The organism is Pseudomonas sp. GL_135 (genome assembly GCF_057834665.1).
Genome location: NZ_CM174408.1, coordinates 4,446,718 through 4,470,226, shown reverse-complemented (window position 1 = coordinate 4,470,226; position 23,509 = coordinate 4,446,718). Strand labels below are relative to the sequence as shown.

Below are 23,509 nucleotides of genomic sequence, written 5' to 3'. Positions count from 1 at the left end.
TGATCAATCCAGAAGTGAAAGGGTGACAGGCGTCAGATGGTTGTCTTCGACGCGCACTTGCAGTTCGCCGTCGGCCAGCTTCGCCGTCAGGCGCTGACCCTGATGCGTCTGCTCGGCAGCGCGAATGGCCCTGCCGCGTTCATCCAGCAAAATACTGTAACCACGGCCGAGGGTCGCCAGCGGGCTGACCACGTTGAGCGTCTGCACCTGACTTTGCAGGTGCAGGCGACGGCTCTTGAGGTTCTCCTTGATCGCACGGGGCAGCCGCTCGGCCAGTACCGCCAGGCGCTGACGCAGAAACATCAGCGTGCGTCCCGGATGTTGCGCGGCGAGGCGGCTCTCCAGATGGCTCATGCGCACCTGGCGCTTGTGCATCTGCTGCTCAAAAGCCCGTCGCATGCGCATGTCCAGGTCGTCGAGGCGCTGGGCGCGTTGGCGTAACCGTTCACCAGGGTGACGCAAGCGGCGGGAAATACCGTCCAAGCGCAATTGCTCGCGCATCAGCCGGTCCTGCATGCGGCTGATCAGTCGGCGCTCTAGGCTGTCGACACGGCGGTGCAGATCACTTGAATCCGGCGCCAGCAGTTCAGCGGCAGCGGAGGGCGTCGGGGCGCGCACATCGGCGACGAAGTCACTGATCGACACGTCGGTTTCGTGGCCGACTGCGCTGACGATCGGCGTCACGCACGCATCAATGGCGCGGGCAACGGCTTCTTCGTTGAAGCACCAGAGGTCCTCCAGCGAGCCGCCGCCCCGGGCGAGGATCAACGCATCAAAGCCGCGGCCGTCAGCGAGCTTCAGGGCGCGCACGATCTGGCCGATGGCTTCGCGGCCCTGCACGGCTGTTGGGATCAGGGTGAGTTCGACTTGGGGCGCACGACGACGAAACACGCTGATGATGTCCCGAATCACTGCGCCGGTCGGGGAGCTAATGATGCCGATGCGCTTGGGGTGCAGGGGCAGGGCGACCTTGCGCTCGGCGCTGAACATCCCTTCGGCGCTGAGCTTTTCCTTCAACGCATCGAAGGCCAGACGCAGCGCGCCATCGCCAGCAGGCTCGACGGTGTCGAGAATCAGCTGGTAGTCGCCGCGACCCTCAAACAGCGAGACCTTGCCGCGTACCTTGACCGCCAGGCCGTCCTTCAACGCCTGACGTAGCCGCGCCGCGTTGCTGCGAAACAACGCGCAACGCACCTGGGCGCCGGAGTCCTTCAGCGTGAAGTAAACGTGCCCGGAGGCCGGACGCGAGAGGTTGGAAATCTCGCCCTCCACCCAGATGCTGGAAAACACATCTTCCAGCAGCACGCGTGCGCGGCCGTTGAGCTGGCTGACAGTGAGAACGTCCCGGTCAAGGCCGAGTCTTGCGAAGGGGTCTTTGATCATGGCGGCATCATAAAGGCATTGGGGCACGGGTCACCAGATGAGATCGCTGACGACGCGCGCCCCGACGGCCATACTTGACGTCACCGACAGCGCGATTAAGCTGCCGCCCCCGATTACTTGTCAGACAGGCCCGTCATGGACACCCAAAGTATCATCGTCCCGCAAATCTCCAGCTTTCCTGCGCACGAAGCGAAGGCGCGGGCGATCCTGCGCTGGCTGGTGAAGCTGAACGTCGTCGAAGAATCTCTGACCACCTGTGGGCGCAGCTTCAACCGCATGGCCTACGCGGTTGCGCCGGGCGCGCGCCGCTTTGTCGAAGACCCTGACGCCTTGCCATTCGGTCAACCGGTCAACGGTCTGGAAATTGTCCTCAAGCGCTGCATCTATACCCCGCAGCAGGGCTTCAAGGAGGAGGCCGGTTGTCCAGAGTGTCGGCGCGAGATCGGCGAAGCCCTGTTCGACAGCCTTGAAGACTGGATGCCGGGCCATACCGACAACTTCATGTGCCCCGAATGCCGCCATGAAGACGACATCAACGGGTTTCTGTTTCTGGAGCCGTGCGGGTTCTCGAATCTGGGGTTCATTTTCAATAATTGGCTGGATGCCGGTTTCAAAAGCAGCTTCGTCGAGGCATTTGCCGAGCGTATGGACCGTCCGGTGTCCCATGTCAAAGTCAGGCTGTAGAGGTGCTGTGCAGTGATAGACGGCATTAATCTCGCTCGTACGCTAAATAGCCTGATCTTTACATTGAGATAGTGCAGGTGTCTGGGTACAATGGCGCGCTTCCATTTTCCCGCTCGGGAGCCCAGCGATGCTGCGTATAAGCCAAGAAGCCCTTACATTCGACGACATTCTCCTTGTGCCCGGTTATTCCGAGGTGCTTCCCAACGAAGTCAGTCTGAAAACACGATTGACCCGTGGCATCGAACTCAACATCCCCCTCGTTTCCGCCGCTATGGACACCGTCACTGAAGCCCGTCTGGCAATCGCCATGGCTCAGGAAGGCGGCATCGGCATCATCCACAAGAACATGACCGTCGAGCAGCAAGCTGCCGAAGTGCGCAAGGTCAAGAAGTTCGAAGCGGGTGTGGTCAAGGATCCGATCACCATCGAGGCTGACGCCACCGTTCGTGACTTGTTCGAACTGACCCGTCAACACAACATCTCCGGCGTTCCGGTCCTGCATGACGGCGAGCTCGTCGGCATCGTGACCTCCCGCGACGTCCGTTTTGAAACCCGCCTGGACATCGCCGTTCGCGAAGTGATGACGCCGAAAGAGCGTCTGGTCACCGTCCGCGAAGGCGCCGACAAGTACGAAGTGCGCGACTTGCTGCACAAGCACCGTCTGGAAAAAGTCCTGATCGTTGACGACAAGTTCGCGCTCAAGGGCATGATGACCGTCAAGGACATCGAAAAATCCAAAGCTTGGCCTCTCGCGAGCAAGGACGATCAGGGTCGTCTGCGTGTCGGCGCTGCGGTCGGCACCGGTAAAGACACTGGCGAACGCGTCAGCGCGCTGGTTGCTGCGGGCGTTGACGTTATCGTGGTCGACACCGCCCACGGCCACTCCAAAGGCGTGATCGACCGCGTTCGCTGGGTCAAACAGAATTTCCCTGACGTGCAGGTCATCGGTGGCAACATCGCCACCGGCGCCGCTGCACTCGCACTGGTCGAAGCTGGCGCTGACGGCGTCAAGGTCGGCATCGGTCCTGGCTCCATCTGCACCACCCGTATCGTCGCTGGCGTGGGCGTCCCGCAAATCAGCGCCATCGCCAACGTGGCGTCGGCACTGGAAGGCACTGACGTTCCGCTGATCGCCGACGGCGGCATCCGTTTCTCGGGTGACCTGTCCAAGGCCATCGTTGCCGGCGCTTACTGCGTGATGATGGGTTCGATGTTTGCCGGTACCGAAGAAGCCCCGGGCGAGATCGAGCTGTTCCAGGGCCGTTCGTACAAGGCCTATCGCGGCATGGGTTCGCTGGGCGCAATGTCCCAGGCCCAGGGCTCGTCGGACCGTTACTTCCAGGACTCGTCCGACGGCGCGGAAAAGCTCGTACCGGAAGGTATCGAAGGCCGCGTTGCGTACAAGGGTTCCCTGACTGCCATCGTTCACCAGTTGATGGGCGGCCTGCGCTCCTCGATGGGTTACACCGGCAGCGCCGACATCCACGAAATGCGCACCAAGCCTGAATTCGTGCGCATCACCGGTGCCGGCATGGCTGAGTCCCACGTTCACGACGTGCAGATCACCAAGGAAGCGCCGAACTACCGCGTAGGTTGATCGGAACGCGCCTGATGACTCAGGCGCGCTTCACGAATTGTTTACCGGGGCTGTTCATGACAGCCCCGTCTTGTTTCTGATTTTCGACGAGAATGACTATGGCCCTCGACATTCACGCCCACCGCATCCTGATCCTGGACTTCGGTTCCCAGTACACCCAGCTGATCGCCCGTCGCGTTCGCGAAATCGGCGTTTACTGCGAACTGCACCCGTTCGACATGTCGGACGAAGCGATCCGCGAATTCGCCCCGAAAGGCATCATCCTCGCCGGCGGCCCCGAGTCCGTCCACGTTGCCGACAGCCCGCGCGCGCCGCAGGCCGTGTTCGACCTGAACGTGCCGATCTTCGGCATCTGCTACGGCATGCAGACCATGGCCGAGCAGCTCGGCGGCCGCGTAGCCGGTTCCGAACTGCGTGAATTCGGTTACGCCCGCGTCGATATCGTCGGCAAGAGCCGCGTGCTGGATGGCATCGAAGACCACGTCGACGCTGACGGCGTTTTCGGTCTCGACGTATGGATGAGCCACGGCGACAAAGTCACCGAAATCCCGGAAGGCTTCCACGTACTGGCCAGCACCCCTAGCTGCCCGATCGCCGGCATGGCCGACGACACCCGCGGTTACTACGGCGTGCAGTTCCACCCGGAAGTAACCCACACCAAGCAGGGCGGTCGCATCCTGTCGCGCTTCATCCTCGACATCTGCGGCTGCGAAGCATTGTGGACCCCGTCGAAGATCGCTGAAGACGCCATCGCCCAGGTTCGCGCTCAAGTGGGTACCGACAACGTCCTGCTGGGTCTGTCCGGCGGTGTTGACTCCTCGGTGGTCGCAGCGCTGCTGCACAAAGCCATCGGCGACCAACTGACCTGCGTCTTCGTCGACAACGGCCTGCTGCGCCTGCACGAAGGCGAGCAAGTCATGGCCATGTTCGCCGAGAACATGGGCGTGAAGGTCATTCGCGCCAACGCCGAAGACCAGTTCCTCAACAACCTGGCCGGCGAGAGCGATCCAGAGAAGAAGCGCAAGATCATCGGGCGCACCTTCATCGACGTGTTCGACGCCGAGTCGACCAAGCTCGACAATATCAAGTTCCTGGCCCAGGGCACCATCTACCCTGACGTGATCGAGTCCGCTGGCGCCAAAAGCGGCAAGGCCCACGTCATCAAGTCGCACCACAACGTGGGCGGCCTGCCGGAAGAAATGAACCTGAAACTGGTCGAGCCACTGCGCGAACTGTTCAAGGACGAAGTCCGTCGCCTGGGCCTCGAACTCGGCCTGCCGTACGACATGGTCTACCGTCACCCATTCCCGGGCCCGGGCCTGGGCGTGCGCATCCTCGGTGAAGTGAAGAAGGAATACGCCGACCTGCTGCGTCGCGCAGACCACATCTTCATCGAAGAACTGCGCAAAGCCGACTGGTACCACAAAGTCAGCCAGGCGTTCGTCGTGTTCCAGCCGGTAAAATCGGTTGGCGTGGTCGGCGACGGCCGTCGTTACGCCTGGGTCGTGGCCCTGCGTGCCGTAGAAACCATCGACTTCATGACCGCACGTTGGGCACACCTGCCTTACGAGCTGCTGGAAACAGTGAGTGGCCGGATCATCAATGAGATCGAAGGCATTTCGCGCGTGACGTACGACGTGTCGAGCAAGCCGCCTGCGACGATTGAGTGGGAATGATCAACTTCTGATCTGAACTCGTTATAACGTCGTAGCATAAAGGCCGGGGGGGGCCATCATCGCATCCCCCGGCTTTTTTGCATTCAAAGCCTCAAAGCCTCAACGCACCCACGTCATCCCCATCAGCTCCAGCGCCGACGTCAAATCCCCCAATGTCTCAAACCGACGTCCGCTTACCCGCCGCCATTTAGGCCGATCGATATAGACGCGCTTGCCCTCTCGTTTGATCTCGGTACGAACCGCCGTGCCTTCGTTGCTGCGGTGGACGATTGCGAGGTGACCATCACTGTCATCGAGGGTGAACATGCCCGGTCGAGGCAGTTTGTCCTCCAGGCTGAGCTCAATTCGGGGTGGGGCGACGAGCACTTGCAGACGCAGATCACTTTGTACGTGTCCCGCACGACGGCCCACCGTGTCGGTCATTTCAACGCCGGGGTCTGGCGTTATTCCCGCCGACTCAGTCACACGAACGTCTTCAATGCGCAGCCCTACAGCACCTTCCAGTTCCGCAAGACCGGGGACGCCCTGATACGTATTGGCGTGGGAATTACCCACCAGTGCCACCCAGTTACCACCGATCTGCGCCGACTGATCTGCGTCGATAACGCCCTTGGCGTAGTAATTCATCATTTTCTGTCGCAGCGTGTGATCCGCGCCTTCGATTCGGCCGATGCGATAGCTGGCCATGCAGTCGATAGCCCGAACGCGAACGCGGTTTTCTCGCGCTGCTTTCAACACCGTCATGAAGGTGTACTTGCCTGTGGGGTCGGTCCGGTGGCCCTTGTCCAGTGACTCGACGTAAGCCTCAAGCGTTGGTGACAACTCGCCGGACTTCGAAAAGGCGTCCAGATCCGCTTGGTGAAAGTCGGTCAGCAGGTGCTCCATATACAGGGTTTTCACCTTGAGCTTGGTGAGCAGCGGCATCTGTTCGATCAAAAACTGTTTGCTGCCGATCCCCTCGTGGCTCTCGCCGATGACCAGGCCCGATGAGCGTTTGAATACTATCTTGAGCGCACGTTTGAGCGGCGCGTTGGTTGGCAGCTCTGGCATTGCTGGACGTCTTGGCACTTCGAGCGTGTTAAAGAATGCGTTGGCGTCGTCGCGCAGATTGCGACGGATGCGCTTGAACTCGTCGTACGGGTCGGGCTTGTCAAAATCGGCGCTGTGATAGCGATCGTCGACAAAGCGGCCGCCATATTGCGCGCCATCCATGACATCAGTCCTCAGCGCCACTGGCACTTCGTATGGGCTGGGGAGGGTGCTCGTCTGGGGAGAAACGCCGACCCCACGACCGGGCCCCATCTTGCCGAGCACCTTCCCGCCGCCTGACAGGCCCAAGGGTGTGACAGGCTCCCATGCCCCGGCAGGGTTAAGGCGCACAGGCACGTTTCGGTAAAACGAGTAGGGGTTTGTCGGGTCGATGATGGCCCAGGATTTCAGTTCGTTGATGTAGCGAACGGCGTAGGCGAAGCCATCGATCTCGATGAAGGTTTCGCCCTGATCGGTCAGGTAGATGCCGTTCATCCTGCCCTCTTCACGTATGGGCTCGAAGGCATCCAGCAGCATGTTGGTCTCGAAAGAATTCAGCCCATCGTTGCGCTTAGAGGGGTAAACGGATTCGGGTTCGAAGCCCGGCGTTTCAACGAACCCATCAGTAGGCCCATCGACTTCGGGTACTGGCGTCCCTCGGGTTCAGGCCGCAGCAACTCGCCTTCCGATATCGCTTCCCCGTCGACAAGAAAGGTGCTGTTGAACAGGACGTCGATGCTGGCCCTCACGGCGCCGATGACCCCCGCCTTGCGCTCCGCCGTGCTCGCGCCGTTCATGGCCTGATCAATGTTGAGGCCCATGTCGGCGATGCCGGCGCCTACGGCTGCCAGCGCAATCGGCCAGTCAATCGCTGCCAGTGCACCGGAAAGCTGAGAGAACGACCGCAGATAGCCGATCCACATCTGCTTGCGCAGGTCGCCGTTGGAATGCAGTGCCAGGTCAGCGTCGGCAAACATCCGCGCTCGGATCGCGTCGCGCAGATGAGCGAACGGGTCGCCCAACACGTGCTGGCTGTGTTGATTGATCACGCCGGGATTCGCTGCGTCCCATGTGGTGTAGAGCACGTCCAGGCCGTGAAACAACCCGATGTTTTCATCTGCCTCGCCGTGGGCCGACAACGGGAAATGCCCCATGAAACGCGCACGTCGTTCCGGGCGGTTGTTTTGCGACAGCAGCCACTCATGCAGCTCTTCGGGTGTGGCGAAGGCATGAAACGCCTGCACTTCGCCGGGGGTGTAGAGAATCTGCCGGCCGCCCGCGGTCACGATGCGCAGGATATCGCTGGCCTCGTAGCCGATCACGTCAAAGGTCCAGACGCTCGCTTCGGCGCTGGCCGGCGCGCTGGCTTGCAGGGTTGCCAGGCTCGGTGACTCGGACGGTTCTACGTTCGCCACACGTAAGACGCTTCGCAGATCCTCTTCGCTGAGCCAGCCCGCTTGATGGTCTTCGAAAGCGCTGGCGATGAAGTTGGCCTTGGCCAGGGTGCGAAAATCATCAGCGAAGTCGCGCCAGAACGTCTTCAACTTCTCTTGATAGCGGGATTTGAAATCCACGGCCCAGAAGTCGCTCATGACCTGGGCGGGCAGCATCCTGATCTCGTTACGCTCGTCGAATGCGTCGGCATCGGCGCCTGCGGTATAGAAGCCGCTGAGCATCTGCAGGGTGTCGGCATTGTCCTGATCACGGGGGTTGAAACGGTGCATGACCAACTGCGGGAGGGTCATCGATTGCCAGGGCGCATCGCGGTGCTGCCAGCCATTGAATGATCGTGGACTGCTGACCGCCGTGTGGAAGCGGTGCCAGTAAACCGTATCCGGCTCGGTGTCGTGACCGGTCTGGCGCAAGAGAATTTCTCGAGCGATGCTGCGGGCCATTTCGCGCATGTCCGGGCAGGACTCGACCAGACGCTCGCTCATGCTGATGAGGGCGGTTCGGTCGTGGCTCAGGGAGGCACCGGGCGGGTAGGCGGGTGCAACGGTCATATTCGTCTTCCTTGATGAACGGGAAGACAAGCTTGGCGTGATCGCCGATTCATTTGGCACTAAATATGTATTGCGTACGCGGTTTCCTTAAATTTCTGTAAGTGCAGGTGTATCGTGTCCGCCCCTTGCATCGTTCACGGATGCGACCCGTCGTTTGAGGTTTTTTCGCACATGTCTTTTACCCGTCGACAGATACTCGGAGGTCTGGCCGGTCTTGCCGTGGTCGGGCTCGGCGCGGGCGGCGCCTCAAGGTATTGGCTGGGCAAGCGCGGGCCGGGGGAAGGGCATGATTACGAACTGATCGCCGCGCCGCTCGACGTTGAACTGGTGGCCGGGCACCAGACGCCCGCCTGGGCATTCGGCGGTTCGGCGCCGGGCACTGAGCTACGCGTCAGGCAGGGCGAGTGGCTACGGGTGCGCTTCATCAATCATCTGCCCGTTGAAACCACCATTCATTGGCATGGCATTCGGCTGCCGCTGGAGATGGACGGCGTGCCTTACGTCTCGCAATTGCCGGTCAAGCCGGGCGAGTACTTCGACTATAAATTCCGAGTGCCGGACGCCGGCAGCTATTGGTATCACCCTCACGTCAGCAGCAGCGAAGAGCTGGGCCGCGGGCTGGTGGGGCCGCTGATCGTCGAGGAGCGCGAGCCGACGGGGTTTACCCACGAACGCATGGTCAGCCTGAAGAGCTGGCATGTGGACGAGGAGGGCGCTTTCACTGACTTCAGTGTCATTCGCGAGGCGGCCCGCGAGGGCACGGCCGGGCGATTGTCGACGATCAACGGCGTGCCACAGGGCGTGATCGAGTTGCCTGCCGGGCAGATCACCCGGGTGCGCATTCTCAATCTCGACAACACAGTGACCTATCGCCTGAACCTGCCGGGCGCCGAGGCGATGATCTACGCCCTGGACGGCAACCCGGTCAAACCGCGCGCGCTGGGCAAGGATTACTGGCTGGGGCCGGGCATGCGCATCTGTCTGGCGATCAAGGCGCCTGCCGCCGGTGAGGAAATCTCCCTGCGCAACGGCCCGGTGCGGCTGGGCACATTTCGCTCGGTCGTCAACAGCGATGCGCCGGGCGAATGGCCGCCTGAGCTTCCGGCGAACCCGGTCGCCGAGCCGGATCTGGCGAACGCCGAGAAGCTCAATTTCAATTTCGAGTGGGTTGGTTCGGTGTCGGTGAATGTCGACAACGGCAAACCGCCCAGCTTGTGGCAGATCAATGGCCAGGCCTGGGACATTACCGACAAGACCTGCGCGGACCGGCCAATTGCCAAGCTCGAACGAGGCAAGAGTTACATCTTCGAGCTGAAGAACATGACGCAGTATCAGCATCCCATTCACTTGCACGGCATGAGCTTCAAGGTCATCGCTTCCAATCGAAAGAAGGTGGTTCCGTATTTCACGGACACCTATCTGCTGGGGCGCAACGAGCGCGCGCGCGTCGCCCTGGTCGCGGATAATCCCGGCGTGTGGATGTTTCACTGCCATGTGATCGATCACATGGAAACCGGTCTCATGGCCGCTATCGAGGTTTCGTAATGCGTCAGCCCCCCATCATCGATCGCAGTGGCGATCAGCACTTCATGCGCGAAGCGCTGGCACTGGCCGCCGAAGGTGCGTTGCTCGGCGAGGTGCCGGTCGGCGCGGTGGTGGTGCAGGGCGGTGAAATCGTGGGCCGCGGCTTCAATTGCCCCATCAGCGGCAGCGATCCCAGTGCCCACGCGGAGATGGTCGCCATTCGTGCGGCGGCGCAGTCACTCAGCAATTACCGCCTGCCGGGCAGCACGCTGTACGTGACGCTGGAACCCTGCAGCATGTGCGCGGGGTTGATCGTCCATTCACGCATCAGCCGCGTGGTGTATGGCGCCACCGAGCCGAAAGCGGGGGTGGTGCAGAGTCAGGGGCAGTTCTTTACGCAGCCCTTCCTGAATCATCGCGTGCTGTTTGAAGGCGGGGTGCTGGGGGAGGAGTGCGGGACGATGCTGAGTGAGTTTTTCAGGATGAGGCGGGCGAAGGGGTAGGCAGGGCTCGGCTGCAGTCACTGCATCTTCAGCGCCTCGGAATCAGTCTTCGTGAGCAAGCTCACTCCCACAGGAGCTGCCTTCAATGTACGAACGCGGAGTGGCAGACACTCGGTTAGTCCCGAATCACTGAAGAAAGCCTGACTAAAGCGGCGCTTTCTCTTCAGACGGCTTGGTCTTGTCCACGCCGGGCACATGCAACGAGCCTTCCGCGACCTGGCCGCCTTCCATCTGCGGCTGCGTGACCCACGTGAGGATGTCGTAATAACGGCGAATGTTGGCGACGAAGCTGACCGGCTCACCGCCCCGGGCATAGCCGTAGCGGGTCTTGCTGTACCACTTCTTCTGCGACAGACGCGGCAGCATCTTCTTCACGTCCAGCCACTTGTTCGGGTTAAGCCCTTCGGTTTCCGCCAGTTTGCGCGCGTCATCCAGATGGCCGCTGCCGATGTTGTAGGACGCCAGCGCCAGCCAGGTGCGATCCGGCTCCTGAATCGAGTCGTCGAGCTGTTCCTTGACGTAGGCGAAATACTTGGCGCCGCCCTGAATACTCTGTTTTGCGTCGAGCCGATTGGACACGCCCATCGCCTGGGCCGTGCTCTGTGTGAGCATCATCAAGCCGCGCACGCCTGTCTTCGAGGTCACGCCCGGCTGCCACAAGGATTCCTGATAACCGATCGCCGCCAGCAGGCGCCAGTCGACTTGCTCCGCCTTGGCGGCGGTCTGGAAGTGCTTCTCGTACTTGGGCAGGCGTTCCTGCAAGTGTTGGGCAAAGGTGTAGGCGCCGACGTAACCAAGAACGTCAACATGCCCGTAATAGCGGTCTTTGAGCCGCTGTAGCATGCCGTTCTTCTGCATCTTGTCGAGATAGGCGTTGATCTCGTTGAGCAGGCTGTTGTCATCGCCCAGCGCCACGGCCCAACGCTGATCGCGGCCATCGCCGAGGTCGAAGCCGACGCGTACGTTGGGGAAATACACCTGATTCATCGCCAGTTCGTTGGAATCCACCAGGGTCAGGTCGATCTGACCTTCATCCACCATGCGCAGCAGGTCGACGACTTCGACCTGATCGGACTCTTCATAGTTAATGCCGGGGTACTTGACCTTCAGCGCTGCCAGCTGCTCGGCGTGGCTGCTGCCTTTAAGCACGAGGATGCGCTTGCCGACCAGATCGCCCGGGTCGGTGGGACGCGACTGGCCGTTGCGGTAAATGACCTGCGGGGTGACTTCAAGATAGGAATGGGAAAACCGTACCTGCTTCGCGCGGTTTTCGCTGCTGACCAGGCCCGCTGCCGCCAGAACCGGCCCGCCGGGTTTGCCCATCTGATCGAACAGGTCGTCGAGGTTGTCGGCGGCTTCGATTTTCAGTTCAACGCCCAGATCATCGGCGAAGCGCTTCACCAGTTCGTACTCGAAACCGGTTTCACCGTTGCGGTCCTGAAAATAGGTCGCCGGGCTGTTGCGGGTGACGACGCGCAGAACGCCATCCTCCTTGACTCGTTCCAGCGTGTTGGGTTTCTCCACACACGCGCCGAGCAGCAGGAAGATTCCGGTTGCGATGAGCCACTTGGCACAGCGTGGGCGGAAATCTGATAGGGAAAACATCGGTGCAGTATACGCAAAGGAGCCATACCGCCATATCTCGACAGCGCGGGTCCCGTCTGATAGAGCAGAGGAATTTTTACCTTCCGGCGCAGGCAAGCGCCCGGAGCCGACATTCGGGTGCATCCCATGCCGTGGTTTCGGGTGCCGACGCAGACTGATTAGGCTAGAATGCACGGCCTCAAAGCACACCCCTTCCCGAGGCTGTCCCGACGATGTTGATCCTGCGTGGTGCTCCCGCCCTTTCCGCCTTCCGCCACAAGAAATTACTTGCGCAGCTGAACGATAAAGTTCCGGCTGTCAGTGGCCTGTACGCTGAATTCGCCCACTTCGCTGAGGTCAATGGCGTCCTGACCGAAGACGAGCAGCAAGTGCTTGCCCGCCTGCTGAAATACGGCCCGAGCGTACCGGTTCAGGAGCCTGCGGGCCGCCTGTTCCTGGTCCTCCCGCGTTTCGGCACCATTTCGCCATGGTCGAGCAAGGCCACCGACATCGCGCGCAATTGCAGCCTGACCAAGATCCAGCGCCTTGAGCGCGGCATTGCCTTTTACGTCGAAGGCCAGTTCAGCGACGCCGACGCACAGCTGATCGCCGACGCGCTGCACGACCGCATGACCCAGATCGTGCTGGGCGCGCTGGAAGAGGCCGCCAGCCTGTTCAGCCACGCCGAGCCCAAGCCGCTAATTGCCATCGACGTACTGGGTGGCGGCCGCGCGGCCCTGGAAAAAGCCAACGTCGAACTGGGTCTGGCCCTGGCCGAAGACGAAATCGATTACCTGGTGAACGCGTTCACCGGGCTCAAGCGCAACCCCCACGACATCGAATTGATGATGTTCGCGCAGGCCAACTCCGAGCACTGCCGTCACAAGATCTTCAACGCCAGTTGGGATATCGACGGCCAGAGCCAGGAAAAAAGCCTGTTCGGCATGATCAAGAACACCTACCAGATGCACAACGAAGGCGTGCTGTCCGCTTACAAGGACAACGCCTCGGTGATCGTCGGCAGCGTGGCCGGCCGCTTCTTCCCGAACCCTGAAAGCCGCGAGTACGGTGCTGTTCAGGAGCCGGTGCACATTCTGATGAAGGTCGAAACCCACAACCATCCGACGGCTATTGCCCCGTTCCCCGGCGCAGCCACCGGTTCCGGCGGCGAGATTCGGGATGAGGGCGCGACTGGCCGTGGTGCCAAGCCGAAAGCCGGCCTCACCGGTTTTACGGTGTCCAACCTGAACATTCCGGGTTTCGAGCAGCCTTGGGAAAAGCCGTACGGCAAACCCGAGCGCATCGTGACGCCGCTGGACATCATGATCGAAGGCCCGCTGGGTGGCGCGGCGTTCAACAATGAGTTCGGTCGCCCGGCGCTGACCGGTTATTTCCGTACCTTCGAGCAGTCGATCAGCACGCCACACGGCGATGAAGTTCGCGGCTACCACAAGCCGATCATGCTCGCTGGCGGCATGGGCAACATCCGCGAAGAGCACGTGCAGAAAGCCGAGATCACCGTCGGCGCCAAGCTGATCGTGCTCGGCGGCCCGGCGATGCTGATCGGTCTGGGCGGCGGTGCGGCTTCTTCCATGGCCACGGGCACCAGCTCGGCTGACCTGGATTTTGCCTCGGTGCAGCGTGAAAACCCGGAAATGGAACGCCGTTGCCAAGAGGTCATCGACCGCTGCTGGCAGCTGGGCGACGCCAACCCGATCGCGTTCATCCATGACGTCGGCGCGGGCGGTCTGTCTAACGCCTTCCCTGAGCTGGTCAACGACGGCGGTCGCGGCGGCCGCTTCGAGCTGCGCAACGTGCCGAACGACGAGCCGGGCATGGCCCCGCTGGAAATCTGGAGCAACGAGTCTCAGGAACGTTACGTCCTGGCCGTCAGCACCCCTGACTTCGAACGCTTCAAAGCCATCTGTGATCGTGAGCGTTGCCCGTTTGCGGTCGTAGGTGAGGCGACTGAAGAGCCGCAACTGACCGTCACCGACAGTCATTTCGGCAACAGCCCTGTCGACATGCCGCTGGAAGTGCTGCTGGGCAAGGCCCCGCGCATGCACCGTTCGGCCGAGCGTGAAACAGAGCTGGGCGACGACTTCGATCCGGGCACCCTCGACATCGAAGAAAGCGTGCAGCGCGTGCTGCATCACCCGGCCGTGGCGAGCAAAAGCTTCCTTATTACCATTGGCGACCGCAGCATCACTGGTATGGTCAATCGCGACCAGATGGTTGGCCCGTGGCAAGTGCCGGTGTCGGACGTCGCCGTCACCGCAACCAGTTTTGATGTGTACACCGGTGAAGCCATGGCGATGGGCGAGCGCACTCCGCTGGCGTTGCTGGACGCTCCGGCGTCCGGCCGCATGGCGATTGGCGAGACCCTGACCAATATCGCAGCGTCGAGCATCGGCAAGCTGTCCGACATCAAGCTGTCCGCCAACTGGATGTCCGCTGCCGGCCATCCGGGCGAAGACGCGCGTCTGTACGACACCGTGAAAGCAGTGGGCATGGAGCTGTGCCCCGAGCTGGGCATTACCATTCCGGTGGGCAAGGACTCAATGTCCATGAAGACCCGCTGGAGCGATGAGGGCACCGAGAAAACCGTGACCTCGCCGCTGTCGCTGATCGTGACCGGTTTCGCGCCGGTCACCGACATTCGCAAGACGTTGACCCCGCAGCTGCGCATGGACAAGGGCCTGACCGATCTGATCCTGGTCGACCTGGGCCGTGGTCAGAACCGCATGGGCGCGTCGATTCTCGCCCAGACCCACGGCAAGCTCGGCAGCGTTGCACCGGATGTCGATGACGCTGAAGACCTGAAAGCCTTCTTCGCCGTCATTCAGGGCCTCAACGCCGACGGCCACCTGCTGGCTTATCACGACCGTTCCGACGGTGGCTTGATGGCGACCGTGCTGGAAATGGCGTTCGCAGGCCATTGTGGCCTGAACCTCGAACTCGACACGCTGACCGCCAAGCGCGAAAAAATCGCAGCCATTCTCTTCAACGAAGAGCTGGGTGCGGTGATCCAGGTTCGCCAGGACGCCACGCCGCTTGTGCTCGCACAGTTCAGCGCTGCCGGCGTGGGCGAAGATTGCGTTGCGGTGATCGGGAAGCCGATCAACAACAGCGATGTCATCATCAGCCTGAGCGGTGACACCGTGTTCAAAGGCGATCGTCGCCTGCTGCAGCGTCAGTGGAGCGAAACCAGCTATCAGATCCAGCGCCTGCGTGATAACGCCGATTGCGCCGATCAGGAATTCGATGCGCTGCTGGAAGAAGACAACCCGGGCCTGAACGTGAAGCTGGGCTACGACGTCAACGACGACATCGCTGCGCCTTACATCAAGAAGGGCGTGCGCCCACAAGTGGCGGTGCTGCGTGAGCAGGGCGTCAACGGTCAGGTTGAAATGGCAGCTGCGTTTGACCGCGCCGGCTTCGCCTCGGTTGACGTGCACATGAGCGACATCCTCGCCGGTCGCGTCGACCTCAACGACTTCAAAGGTCTGGTGGCGTGCGGTGGTTTCTCCTACGGCGATGTGCTGGGTGCTGGCGAAGGCTGGGCCAAGTCGGCGTTGTTCAACAGCCGTGCACGGGATGCGTTCCAGGGCTTCTTCGCCCGCAGCGACAGCTTCGCGCTGGGCGTTTGCAACGGTTGCCAGATGATGTCCAACCTCAGCGAGCTGATCCCGGGCAGCGAGTTCTGGCCGCACTTTGTGCGCAATCGCTCGGAGCAGTTCGAAGCGCGCGTGGCGATGGTCGAAATCCAGAAGTCGGCGTCGATCTTCCTGCAAGGCATGGCCGGCTCGCACATGCCGATCGCCATTGCCCACGGGGAAGGTCACGCTGAGTTCAAGACCCCTGAGTCGCTGATTGAAACCGATTTGTCCGGCACCGTTGCTGTGCGTTTCGTCGACAACCACGGCAAGGTCACCGAAACCTATCCGGCCAACCCGAACGGTTCGCCCCGTGGTATCGCGGGTCTCACCACCCTCGACGGTCGCGTGACGATCATGATGCCGCACCCTGAGCGCGTGTTCCGCGCCGTGACCAACTCGTGGCGCCCGGATGAGTGGGAAGAAGACGGTGCGTGGATGCGCATGTTCCGCAATGCGCGCGTTTGGGTGGACTGATCGCTGATGTACAAGCTGGCCTTCTTTGTGCCACCGAGCCATGTGGAGCAGGTCAAAAACGCGTTGTTCGCCGCCGGTGCGGGGAAAATCGGCGCGTATGACTGCTGCTCATGGCAGGTGCTTGGGCAAGGCCAGTTTCGTCCGCTGGACGGCAGTCAGCCGTTCATCGGGCAGGCCGGCGAGGTCGAGCAGGTTCAGGAATGGAAGGTCGAGCTTGTCGTGTCAGATGAGCTGATCAGGCAGGCGGTTGCTGCGCTGAAGAACAGTCATCCCTATGAAGTACCGGCTTACGATGTCTGGAAGCTGGAAGATATCTAGCTTCCCTCCAGCATGGCTCGAGATTGGAGCGATCTGCATCACCCCCGCAAAATCCTACGGCCGAATCTCGATCATCGTGCCGTCCTTCACCAGATCCCACACCTCACGAATGTCGCTGTTGCGCATGGCGATGCAGCCGTTCGTCCAGTCCAGCGTGTGGAAATACCACTCCGGGTAATCGTCGTTGATCGGCGTGCCGTGAATCATGATCATGCTGCCCGGTTTCACGCCTTCGCGGCGGGCGCGTGCGGCGTCGGAAATGTTGGGGTAGGAAATGTGCATCGACAGGTTGTAAGCGTCGCTGGTCTTGCGCCAGTCGAGCCAGTAGAAACCCTCCGGCGTGCGCTGGTCGCCTTCCTGCAGCTTGGGTCCGTTGGGCGCCTTGCCCAGTGAGATCCTGTACGTCTTCAGCGCCTCGCCACGGCTGATCAGCTGCAACTGATGAGCGGATTTGAGGACCAGCACCTTATCGATGGTGCGGTCCGCGATGTTCTGGGTGTCGACGACCTTCCCGCCAACGAACTTCTGTTCGCTGCCTTTGGGCACGATGGTCTGAGTGAACGCGGCCTGGGACAGCGGCACCACCGACAGGCATAAAACGGCAAGCAACCAACGCATGAAAAGGGTATCCCTGAAGCCTGCGCGGCAATCGCGCATCATCGTTTCGATCAAAGGGTCTTGAGCGGCGGTGTGACAGACAGACAATCGGTGCGTACCTGGAAATCTTGATGCCGCCGGTCGCGGAAAAAACATTCCAGGGTTCGCCTGACCGTATTGAACGCCAGCTCCGACCACGGGATATCCGCTTCGTCGAACAATTTCACTTCAAGGCTTTCGATACCGGCAGCGAACTCCGGTTTGACCAGATTCGAGCGGTAGAAGATATGCACCTGATTGATGTGCGGCACGTCGATCATCGAATACAGCTGCAGGTCCTCGACCTCTGCACACGCCTCTTCAAGGGTTTCCCGGCGGGCGGCCTGCTCGACGCTTTCGCCGTTTTCCATGAACCCTGCGGGCAGCGTCCAGTAGCCCATTCGTGGCTCGATGGCTCGACGGCACAGCAACACCTTTTCGCCCCACACCGGCACGACGCCGGCCACGATGTTGGGGTTCTGGTAGTGAATGGTGTCGCAATGTTCACACACGTAACGCAGGCGGCTGTCGCCCTCGGGAATACGCTGGATGACCTGTTTGCCGCAGTTGCTGCAGAATTTCATGATCGAATCGGGTTCCTGTTGGCAGCGGCTATCTTGAGCTGTAGCGCGGGTGGACGGCAAGAGGCGTCTTGCACGCGCGGGTTGTCCTACAAGACTTGGGCGCGTCGTCGCTTTGGTGCATGATGCCGGGCAGGCAACCGATCGAGAATTCCCATGCTGGATGAGCTACTTCACCGTATGAGCAGCTACACGCCGGTGATGCTGGAAACGGACGCGCGCTTCCCCGAGGCCGCCGTGCTTCTTCCCATTACCCGCAACGCAGAGCCTGAACTGGTGCTGACGCTGCGCGCCAGTGGCCTGTCGACCCACGGCGGCGAGGTGGCCTTCCCGGGCGGGCGGCGTGATCCGGAAGACCCGGACCTGATCTTCACGGCGCTGCGCGAGGCCCAGGAGGAGATAGGATTGCCGCCTGGTCTCGTCGAAGTGATCGGTCCCTTGAGTCCGTTGATCTCCAAGCACGGTATAAGAGTGACGCCCTACGTCGGCGTTATTCCTGATTTTGTCGAATACACACCCAACGATGGCGAGATCGCGGCCGTGTTCAGCGTGCCACTGGACTTCTTCCGTCAGGATGCGCGCGAACACACCCACCGCATCGACTATGAAGGACGCAGCTGGTACGTACCGAGCTATCGCTTCGGGGAGTACAAGATATGGGGCCTGACCGCGATCATGATCGTCGAATTGATGAACCTGCTTTTCGACAGCGGCATCGACCTGAACGTGCCGCCCAAACGATCGATCATCCACACGCTGAAATCCTGACCTGCAGCCGCCGCGCGAGCATGAGGACTGAGCCATGAGGAGCAAACGATGAAATACCGTCTGGGCGATGCCCGCGTCGACGCGCATGCCAGCAGCTGGATTGCGCCGACAGCCACCGTCATCGGCAATGTGCGTTTGCAGGCCAATGCCAGCGTCTGGTTTGGCGCTGTGTTGCGTGGCGACAACGAGCTGATCGACATCGGCGAGAACAGCAACGTGCAGGACGGCACGGTGATGCACACCGACATGGGGTCGCCGTTGACCATCGGCCGCAACGTCACCATCGGTCATAACGCGATGCTGCATGGTTGCAGCGTGGGTGACGGCACGCTCATCGGCATCAACTCAGTCATCCTGAACGGCGCGCAGATTGGCAAACATTGCATCATCGGCGCGAATTCGCTGATCGGCGAAGGCAAAGTCATCCCTGACGGTTCGCTGGTCATGGGGTCGCCCGGCAAAATCGTCCGCGAGCTGACCGATGCCCAGAAGCAGATGCTCGACGCCAGCGCCGCTCACTACGTCCACAACGCCCAACGCTACGCGCGTGACCTGGCCCCACAGGAAGATTGATGTCCAGCGCCGAACCCCCAATCAATGCAGCATCCGTCGATGAAAAGCCGATCCATGAAAAGCCGGTCCGCTCGCCCTGCGTGAGCATTTGCGCACTGGACGACGCCGATATCTGCACGGGTTGTCAGCGCACCGTGGCCGAGATCACCGGCTGGAGCCGTATGGACAATCAGCAACGCCGCGCTGTCTTGATCGCCTGTGATGAGCGGGCGAGGGCCGGCGGGATGATGTTTCAAGTCAGTGGCAACAGCCCTCGACGGTGAATCAAGCCCCCGCCGCTGCATCCCATTTCCCGGCCTTCATGTTAAATTGCGCGCCTTTCTACCTGCGGTTGCTTGCACACGCCGAGCGACCCTCGACCTGCTCCACGAGGACCTGAGATGACTCAAATCGGAACTCCACTGTCGCCGACCGCGACCCGCGTTTTGCTCTGCGGTTGTGGCGAGCTTGGCAAGGAAGTAGTGATCGAACTTCAGCGCCTTGGCGTTGAAGTGATCGCCGTCGACCGTTACGCCAACGCTCCGGCGATGCAGGTCGCGCACCGCAGCCACGTCATCAACATGCTCGACGGCGCCGCCTTGCGTGCGGTGATCGAGTCCGAGAAGCCCCATTACATCGTCCCGGAAATCGAAGCCATCGCTACCGCGACCCTGGTGGAACTGGAGTCCGAGGGCTTCACGGTCATTCCGACCGCCCGTGCCGCGCAGTTGACCATGAACCGCGAAGGCATTCGTCGTCTGGCCGCTGAAGAACTGGACCTGCCGACCTCGCCTTACCACTTCGCCGACACCTTCGAAGACTACAAAAAAGCCGTTGAAGACCTTGGCTTCCCGTGCGTGGTCAAGCCGGTGATGAGCTCGTCGGGCAAGGGCCAGAGCCTGCTGAAAACCGACGCGGATATCCAGAAGGCCTGGGATTATGCCCAGGAAGGCGGTCGTGCCGGCAAAGGCCGCGTGATCATCGAAGGCTTCATTGATTTCGATTACGAAATCACTCTGCTGACCGTGCGTCACGTCGGCGGCACGACCTTTTGTGCGCCGGTTGGCCATCGTCAGGAGAAGGGTGATTATCAGGAATCGTGGCAGCCCCAGGCCATGAGCCCGGTGGCATTGGCCGAGTCCGAGCGCGTTGCCAAAGCAGTGACCGAGGCCCTGGGTGGCCGCGGTCTGTTTGGCGTCGAGTTGTTCATCAAGGGCGATCAGGTCTGGTTCAGTGAAGTCTCGCCACGCCCCCACGACACCGGTCTGGTCACGCTGATCTCTCAGGACCTGTCGCAGTTCGCGCTGCACGCCCGGGCCATTCTCGGTCTGCCGATCCCGCTGATTCGCCAGTTCGGCCCATCGGCGTCGGCGGTGATTCTGGTAGAAGGCCAGTCGACCCAAACGGCGTTCGCCAACCTGGAGCAGGCCCTGAGCGAACCGGACACCGCGCTGCGCCTGTTCGGCAAGCCCGAGGTCAATGGACAGCGGCGCATGGGCGTTGCCCTGGCGCGCGACGAGTCGATCGAAGCGGCCCGTCGCAAAGCCACTCGCGCCTCGATGGCGGTGAAGGTTCAGTTGTAAGCGTCACGCTGAATAAGAAACGGCGCCTTCAGGGGCGCCGTTTTTGTTTCGCGATCACGCACCGTCGATGTTCGGTTTGCTCAGGCAATCGTATCCAGGTCCGCGTGCCGGGTTTCTTTCAGGCACAGCACGGCGATCACGCTGATCAGTGCCGCCGCCGAGACATACCCACCGACCCAGCTCAGGCCACCCATTTCCACCAGCTTCTGCGCGAAGAAAGGCGCGACCGAGGCACCGACGATACCCCCGATGTTGTAGGCCGCCGACGCGCCGGTATACCGCACACGCGTCGGAAAAAGCTCCGGCAACATTGCCCCCATCGGCGCAAAGGTGACACCCATCAGGAACAGCTCGATCGACAGGAACAGCGTCACCGCCCAGGTCGTGCCGTGAGTCAGCAAGGGCTCCATCAGGAAGCCCGAGAGAATCGCCAGCACGCCGCCGATGACCAGCACCGGCTTGCGACCGAATCGATCACTTGCCAAGGCGGAAAGCGGTGTCGCCAGGGCCATGAACAGCACGGCAAAACACAGCATCGCGAGGAACGACTCGCGGCTGTAACCCAGGGTTTTTACGCCATAGCTCAGCGAGAAGACGGTGGAGATATAGAACAGCGCGTAGCACACCACCATCGACGCTGCGCCCAGCAGCATCGGCTTCCAGTATTGACCGAACAGCTCGGCAATCGGCAATTTCACACGCTCATGGCGGGCGATGGCCTTGGCGAAAACAGGCGTTTCCTCAAGCTTCAGGCGCACATACAAGCCAATGATCACCAGCACGGCGCTGAGCAGAAACGGGACGCGCCAGCCCCAGGAGCGGAATTGCTCGTCATCCAGCGTCATCGCCAGTGTCAGAAACAGCCCGTTTGCCGCAAGGAAGCCGATCGATGGGCCCAACTGCGGGAACATGCCGAACCACGCCCGTTTGCCCTTGGGGGCGTTCTCGGTCGCCAGTAACGCGGCCCCGCCCCATTCGCCGCCCAGTCCAAGGCCTTGGCCGAAGCGCAGTACGCAGAGCAGGATCGGCGCCCACGACCCGATGGCGTCGTAACCCGGCAGCACGCCAATCAGCGTGGTGCAGACGCCCATGAGCAGCAGCGAGGCCACCAATGTCGATTTGCGGCCGACACGGTCACCGAAATGGCCGAACAGCGCCGAGCCCAACGGACGTGCGAGAAAGGCGATCCCGAATGTCAGAAACGCCGAGAGCATCTGTGCGGTACTGGACGTCTGTGGAAAGAACACCGGCCCGATCACCAGTGCGGCGGCGGTGGCGTACACGTAGAAATCATAGAACTCGATGGCGGTGCCGATGAAGCTGGCCGTGGCGACGCGGGCCGCCGAGTTGGCGGGGCGGGCCTCGCTCTCGTCACGGGTTGGACAGGCAGAAGTCGTGGTCATGTGAAATCCCTGGCAGTCGTATCGCCTGTCAGCGGGAGACGAAGATTCGTACGCGCGCTGCGGCAATCGTTAATTGTTTTTTTGGTCCAGCGCTGAACAGACTAGCCCGGATGCGGGCAAGGCGCGTGGCGTGCTCGGGATGGGAGCGAAGGCCAGGGTGTCGCGTGAGCGGTCAGGCTGTGTGACTGGCCGGATCGCGCATTGTGCGGGTAGCACGCGGATCGGCGGGGCTGCGTAAGCGGATCGATTATAGGAAGGGGATCGGCGTGGAAACAAGTGTTTCAGGGCGCCGCCTGCCTTCTCAGATCACGTCTTTGGTGCGGGTGTTCAACCACACCAACACCCGGCTGACGCGGTTGTCTTCGGTCTCGAGGATTTCCAGGCGGTAGGGCCCGATCTTCAGGCAGACCGCGCTGTTAGGGATCGTCTCCAGCGCTTCGGTGATCAGCCCGTTGAGGGTTTTAGGGCCATCGGAGGGCAGATGCCAGGCGAGGCTTTTATTCAGATCGCGAATCGACGCCGCGCCGTCGATCACCAGCCGCCCGTCAGGCTGCGGGTGGATGTGCGGGTTATCGAGTGCTTGCTCGCTTTCGAACTCGCCCACGATCTCTTCAAGAATGTCCTCGAGGCTGACGATGCCCAGCACCTCGCCGTATTCATCGACCACCACGCCCATGCGCCGCTGCTGCTTGTGGAAGTTGAGCAGCTGCATCTGCAGCGGCGTGCTCTCTGGTACGAAGTACGGTTCGTAACAGGCGGCTTGCAGGGCTTCTTTGGTCAGCTCGTTGCGCGGGAGCAGGTGGCTGATCATCCGCGTGTTGAGCACGCCTTCTACCTGATTGATGTCGTTGTGGTAAACGGGCAGACGGGTGTGGCGGGAAATGATCAGCTTGTCGACGATCTCCTCAATGGTGTCGTCGAGGTTAATGCCGTCGACTTCGCTGCGCGGTACCAGGATGTCGTTCACAGTCATGCGGTCCAGCGCGTAAATCCCGGAGATCACATGGGCGCGGCCATACTGGCTTTCGTTGTCCTGATAGACCGTCGGGTGCGTGTCGTCTTCGTCATCGTGGGTGTCTGGCCGACGCTTCGACAGAAAAGGGCGCAACAGCGTTTTGGCGATGTTCTTGTAGATCCAGGTCAGCGGTTGCAACAGCCGAACCGGGATACGCAGCACGTTGTTGCCCAGCAGCAGAATGGACTCGGGGCGACGCGCCGCCAGCTTTCGCGGGATGAACTCGGTTATCACGACCAGCACGCTGGCGACACCCAGCCAGGCAATCAGCGGACCGTGGAAATACCAGTGGCCGATGGCAAGCAACGTGGCGAGGACGGTAATCAGCGCCTTGAGCAGCGTGTTGCCGAGGATGAGGCTGTTGAGGTTGAACGCCAGAACCGGCTTCGGTGGCTCGTTGGAGCGGGGATTGACCGGCATCGCCCGAAGATTGTGGTGCGCAGCCTCGACCGCGCTGAACAGCCCGGACCACAGGGTCAGCAGGGCCAGGAGCGTAAGCATCGTACCGACCGGCAGATTGTCCATGATCAGCGCTCG

The 23,509-nt window shown here is 61.3% G+C and carries 19 protein-coding genes; 11 read left to right on the top strand and 8 right to left on the bottom strand.

The window, feature by feature from the left end:
* Window positions 1-3: 3 nt before the first annotated feature.
* On the bottom strand, window positions 4-1,383 hold the full coding sequence (xseA, locus tag AC3ISG_RS19825) for an exodeoxyribonuclease VII large subunit (RefSeq protein ID WP_489297771.1): 1,380 nt from the start codon (window positions 1,381-1,383) through the stop codon (window positions 4-6).
* A gap of 135 nt (window positions 1,384-1,518) precedes the next feature.
* Between xseA and AC3ISG_RS19820 the strand changes: the two genes are divergently transcribed.
* The 3 genes from AC3ISG_RS19820 (at window position 1,519) to guaA (ending at window position 5,340) form a co-directional block, all read left to right on the top strand.
* Window positions 1,519-2,067, top strand: coding sequence for a sugar ABC transporter ATPase (locus tag AC3ISG_RS19820; protein ID WP_489297770.1), 549 nt, complete (start codon window positions 1,519-1,521; stop codon window positions 2,065-2,067).
* A 127-nt stretch (window positions 2,068-2,194) separates the two neighbouring features.
* Entirely contained in the window at window positions 2,195-3,664 is a 1,470-nt protein-coding gene (gene guaB, locus AC3ISG_RS19815) for an IMP dehydrogenase (protein ID WP_122535039.1), read from the top strand.
* A gap of 98 nt (window positions 3,665-3,762) precedes the next feature.
* Window positions 3,763-5,340 (top strand): glutamine-hydrolyzing GMP synthase, encoded by a 1,578-nt coding sequence (guaA, locus tag AC3ISG_RS19810; protein ID WP_172610857.1) that lies wholly within the window; start codon window positions 3,763-3,765, stop codon window positions 5,338-5,340.
* Window positions 5,341-5,439: 99 nt separating this feature from the next.
* Here the strand turns inward: guaA and AC3ISG_RS19805 are convergent, their stop codons facing one another.
* Window positions 5,440-6,906: a membrane-targeted effector domain-containing toxin gene (locus AC3ISG_RS19805; RefSeq protein WP_489297769.1), complete on the bottom strand. Its 1,467-nt coding sequence runs from the start codon at window positions 6,904-6,906 to the stop codon at window positions 5,440-5,442.
* A gap of 17 nt (window positions 6,907-6,923) precedes the next feature.
* The gene (locus tag AC3ISG_RS19800) at window positions 6,924-8,372 is read right to left on the bottom strand and encodes a dermonecrotic toxin domain-containing protein (RefSeq protein WP_489297768.1); all 1,449 of its coding nucleotides are present in this window, start codon (window positions 8,370-8,372) and stop codon (window positions 6,924-6,926) included.
* A gap of 171 nt (window positions 8,373-8,543) precedes the next feature.
* Between AC3ISG_RS19800 and AC3ISG_RS19795 the strand changes: the two genes are divergently transcribed.
* Window positions 8,544-9,917 carry a multicopper oxidase family protein gene (locus tag AC3ISG_RS19795; RefSeq protein WP_489297767.1) on the top strand — a complete coding sequence of 458 codons (1,374 nt, stop codon included), beginning with the start codon at window positions 8,544-8,546 and terminating at the stop codon, window positions 9,915-9,917.
* Complete coding sequence (gene tadA, locus AC3ISG_RS19790; protein WP_122535056.1) at window positions 9,917-10,399, top strand: tRNA adenosine(34) deaminase TadA; 483 nt, start codon at window positions 9,917-9,919, stop codon at window positions 10,397-10,399. Before AC3ISG_RS19795 ends, tadA begins: the two co-directional genes overlap by 1 nt.
* Window positions 10,400-10,543: 144 nt before the next feature.
* Here tadA and mltF read toward each other — a convergent pair whose 3' ends face one another.
* The gene (mltF, locus tag AC3ISG_RS19785; protein WP_163022058.1) at window positions 10,544-12,004 is read right to left on the bottom strand and encodes a membrane-bound lytic murein transglycosylase MltF; all 1,461 of its coding nucleotides are present in this window, start codon (window positions 12,002-12,004) and stop codon (window positions 10,544-10,546) included.
* Window positions 12,005-12,216: 212 nt separating this feature from the next.
* On the opposite strand from mltF, the gene purL reads away from it, so the two are divergent.
* Both purL and AC3ISG_RS19775 read left to right on the top strand, forming a co-directional pair.
* Complete coding sequence (gene purL, locus AC3ISG_RS19780; protein WP_489297766.1) at window positions 12,217-16,116, top strand: phosphoribosylformylglycinamidine synthase; 3,900 nt, start codon at window positions 12,217-12,219, stop codon at window positions 16,114-16,116.
* Between the two features lie 6 nt (window positions 16,117-16,122).
* Window positions 16,123-16,434 carry an NGG1p interacting factor NIF3 gene (locus tag AC3ISG_RS19775; protein ID WP_489297765.1) on the top strand — a complete coding sequence of 104 codons (312 nt, stop codon included), beginning with the start codon at window positions 16,123-16,125 and terminating at the stop codon, window positions 16,432-16,434.
* A gap of 54 nt (window positions 16,435-16,488) precedes the next feature.
* Here AC3ISG_RS19775 and AC3ISG_RS19770 read toward each other — a convergent pair whose 3' ends face one another.
* Together AC3ISG_RS19770 and AC3ISG_RS19765 are read right to left on the bottom strand one after the other, a co-directional pair.
* Entirely contained in the window at window positions 16,489-17,052 is a 564-nt protein-coding gene (locus tag AC3ISG_RS19770) for a L,D-transpeptidase family protein (protein WP_074892288.1), read from the bottom strand.
* A gap of 50 nt (window positions 17,053-17,102) precedes the next feature.
* On the bottom strand, window positions 17,103-17,654 hold the full coding sequence (locus AC3ISG_RS19765) for an NUDIX hydrolase (RefSeq protein ID WP_489297764.1): 552 nt from the start codon (window positions 17,652-17,654) through the stop codon (window positions 17,103-17,105).
* Window positions 17,655-17,807: 153 nt separating this feature from the next.
* Here AC3ISG_RS19765 and AC3ISG_RS19760 point away from each other — a divergent pair, with 153 nt between their 5' ends.
* The 4 genes from AC3ISG_RS19760 (at window position 17,808) to purT (ending at window position 20,554) form a co-directional block, all read left to right on the top strand.
* On the top strand, window positions 17,808-18,419 hold the full coding sequence (locus tag AC3ISG_RS19760; RefSeq protein ID WP_122623420.1) for a CoA pyrophosphatase: 612 nt from the start codon (window positions 17,808-17,810) through the stop codon (window positions 18,417-18,419).
* Between the two features lie 48 nt (window positions 18,420-18,467).
* A complete protein-coding gene (locus AC3ISG_RS19755) occupies window positions 18,468-18,992 on the top strand; it encodes a gamma carbonic anhydrase family protein (protein ID WP_122535062.1) in 525 nt (174 codons plus the stop codon).
* Window positions 18,992-19,255, top strand: coding sequence for a DUF1289 domain-containing protein (locus AC3ISG_RS19750; RefSeq protein WP_122535063.1), 264 nt, complete (start codon window positions 18,992-18,994; stop codon window positions 19,253-19,255). The genes AC3ISG_RS19755 and AC3ISG_RS19750 overlap by 1 nt, the downstream gene beginning before the upstream one ends.
* A gap of 117 nt (window positions 19,256-19,372) precedes the next feature.
* Entirely contained in the window at window positions 19,373-20,554 is a 1,182-nt protein-coding gene (gene purT / locus AC3ISG_RS19745; protein ID WP_172610874.1) for a formate-dependent phosphoribosylglycinamide formyltransferase, read from the top strand.
* Between the two features lie 80 nt (window positions 20,555-20,634).
* Here the strand turns inward: purT and AC3ISG_RS19740 are convergent, their stop codons facing one another.
* Window positions 20,635-21,957 (bottom strand): MFS transporter, encoded by a 1,323-nt coding sequence (locus AC3ISG_RS19740; RefSeq protein ID WP_172610876.1) that lies wholly within the window; start codon window positions 21,955-21,957, stop codon window positions 20,635-20,637.
* A gap of 301 nt (window positions 21,958-22,258) precedes the next feature.
* The gene (locus AC3ISG_RS19735) at window positions 22,259-23,497 is read right to left on the bottom strand and encodes a transporter associated domain-containing protein (protein WP_122535066.1); all 1,239 of its coding nucleotides are present in this window, start codon (window positions 23,495-23,497) and stop codon (window positions 22,259-22,261) included.
* Window positions 23,498-23,509: the final 12 nt, after the last annotated feature.

What these genes read in the sequence shown, in the direction of transcription:
- xseA (WP_489297771.1), bottom strand. Translation starts at nt 1,383, where the DNA reads ATGATCAAAGACCCCTTCGCAAGACTCGGCCTTGACCGGGACGTTCTC.
- AC3ISG_RS19820 (WP_489297770.1), top strand. Translation starts at nt 1,519, where the DNA reads ATGGACACCCAAAGTATCATCGTCCCGCAAATCTCCAGCTTTCCTGCG.
- guaB (WP_122535039.1), top strand. Translation starts at nt 2,195, where the DNA reads ATGCTGCGTATAAGCCAAGAAGCCCTTACATTCGACGACATTCTCCTT.
- guaA (WP_172610857.1), top strand. Translation starts at nt 3,763, where the DNA reads ATGGCCCTCGACATTCACGCCCACCGCATCCTGATCCTGGACTTCGGT.
- AC3ISG_RS19805 (WP_489297769.1), bottom strand. Translation starts at nt 6,906, where the DNA reads ATGCTGCTGGATGCCTTCGAGCCCATACGTGAAGAGGGCAGGATGAAC.
- AC3ISG_RS19800 (WP_489297768.1), bottom strand. Translation starts at nt 8,372, where the DNA reads ATGACCGTTGCACCCGCCTACCCGCCCGGTGCCTCCCTGAGCCACGAC.
- AC3ISG_RS19795 (WP_489297767.1), top strand. Translation starts at nt 8,544, where the DNA reads ATGTCTTTTACCCGTCGACAGATACTCGGAGGTCTGGCCGGTCTTGCC.
- tadA (WP_122535056.1), top strand. Translation starts at nt 9,917, where the DNA reads ATGCGTCAGCCCCCCATCATCGATCGCAGTGGCGATCAGCACTTCATG.
- mltF (WP_163022058.1), bottom strand. Translation starts at nt 12,004, where the DNA reads ATGTTTTCCCTATCAGATTTCCGCCCACGCTGTGCCAAGTGGCTCATC.
- purL (WP_489297766.1), top strand. Translation starts at nt 12,217, where the DNA reads ATGTTGATCCTGCGTGGTGCTCCCGCCCTTTCCGCCTTCCGCCACAAG.
- AC3ISG_RS19775 (WP_489297765.1), top strand. Translation starts at nt 16,123, where the DNA reads ATGTACAAGCTGGCCTTCTTTGTGCCACCGAGCCATGTGGAGCAGGTC.
- AC3ISG_RS19770 (WP_074892288.1), bottom strand. Translation starts at nt 17,052, where the DNA reads ATGCGTTGGTTGCTTGCCGTTTTATGCCTGTCGGTGGTGCCGCTGTCC.
- AC3ISG_RS19765 (WP_489297764.1), bottom strand. Translation starts at nt 17,654, where the DNA reads ATGAAATTCTGCAGCAACTGCGGCAAACAGGTCATCCAGCGTATTCCC.
- AC3ISG_RS19760 (WP_122623420.1), top strand. Translation starts at nt 17,808, where the DNA reads ATGCTGGATGAGCTACTTCACCGTATGAGCAGCTACACGCCGGTGATG.
- AC3ISG_RS19755 (WP_122535062.1), top strand. Translation starts at nt 18,468, where the DNA reads ATGAAATACCGTCTGGGCGATGCCCGCGTCGACGCGCATGCCAGCAGC.
- AC3ISG_RS19750 (WP_122535063.1), top strand. Translation starts at nt 18,992, where the DNA reads ATGTCCAGCGCCGAACCCCCAATCAATGCAGCATCCGTCGATGAAAAG.
- purT (WP_172610874.1), top strand. Translation starts at nt 19,373, where the DNA reads ATGACTCAAATCGGAACTCCACTGTCGCCGACCGCGACCCGCGTTTTG.
- AC3ISG_RS19740 (WP_172610876.1), bottom strand. Translation starts at nt 21,957, where the DNA reads ATGACCACGACTTCTGCCTGTCCAACCCGTGACGAGAGCGAGGCCCGC.
- AC3ISG_RS19735 (WP_122535066.1), bottom strand. Translation starts at nt 23,497, where the DNA reads ATGGACAATCTGCCGGTCGGTACGATGCTTACGCTCCTGGCCCTGCTG.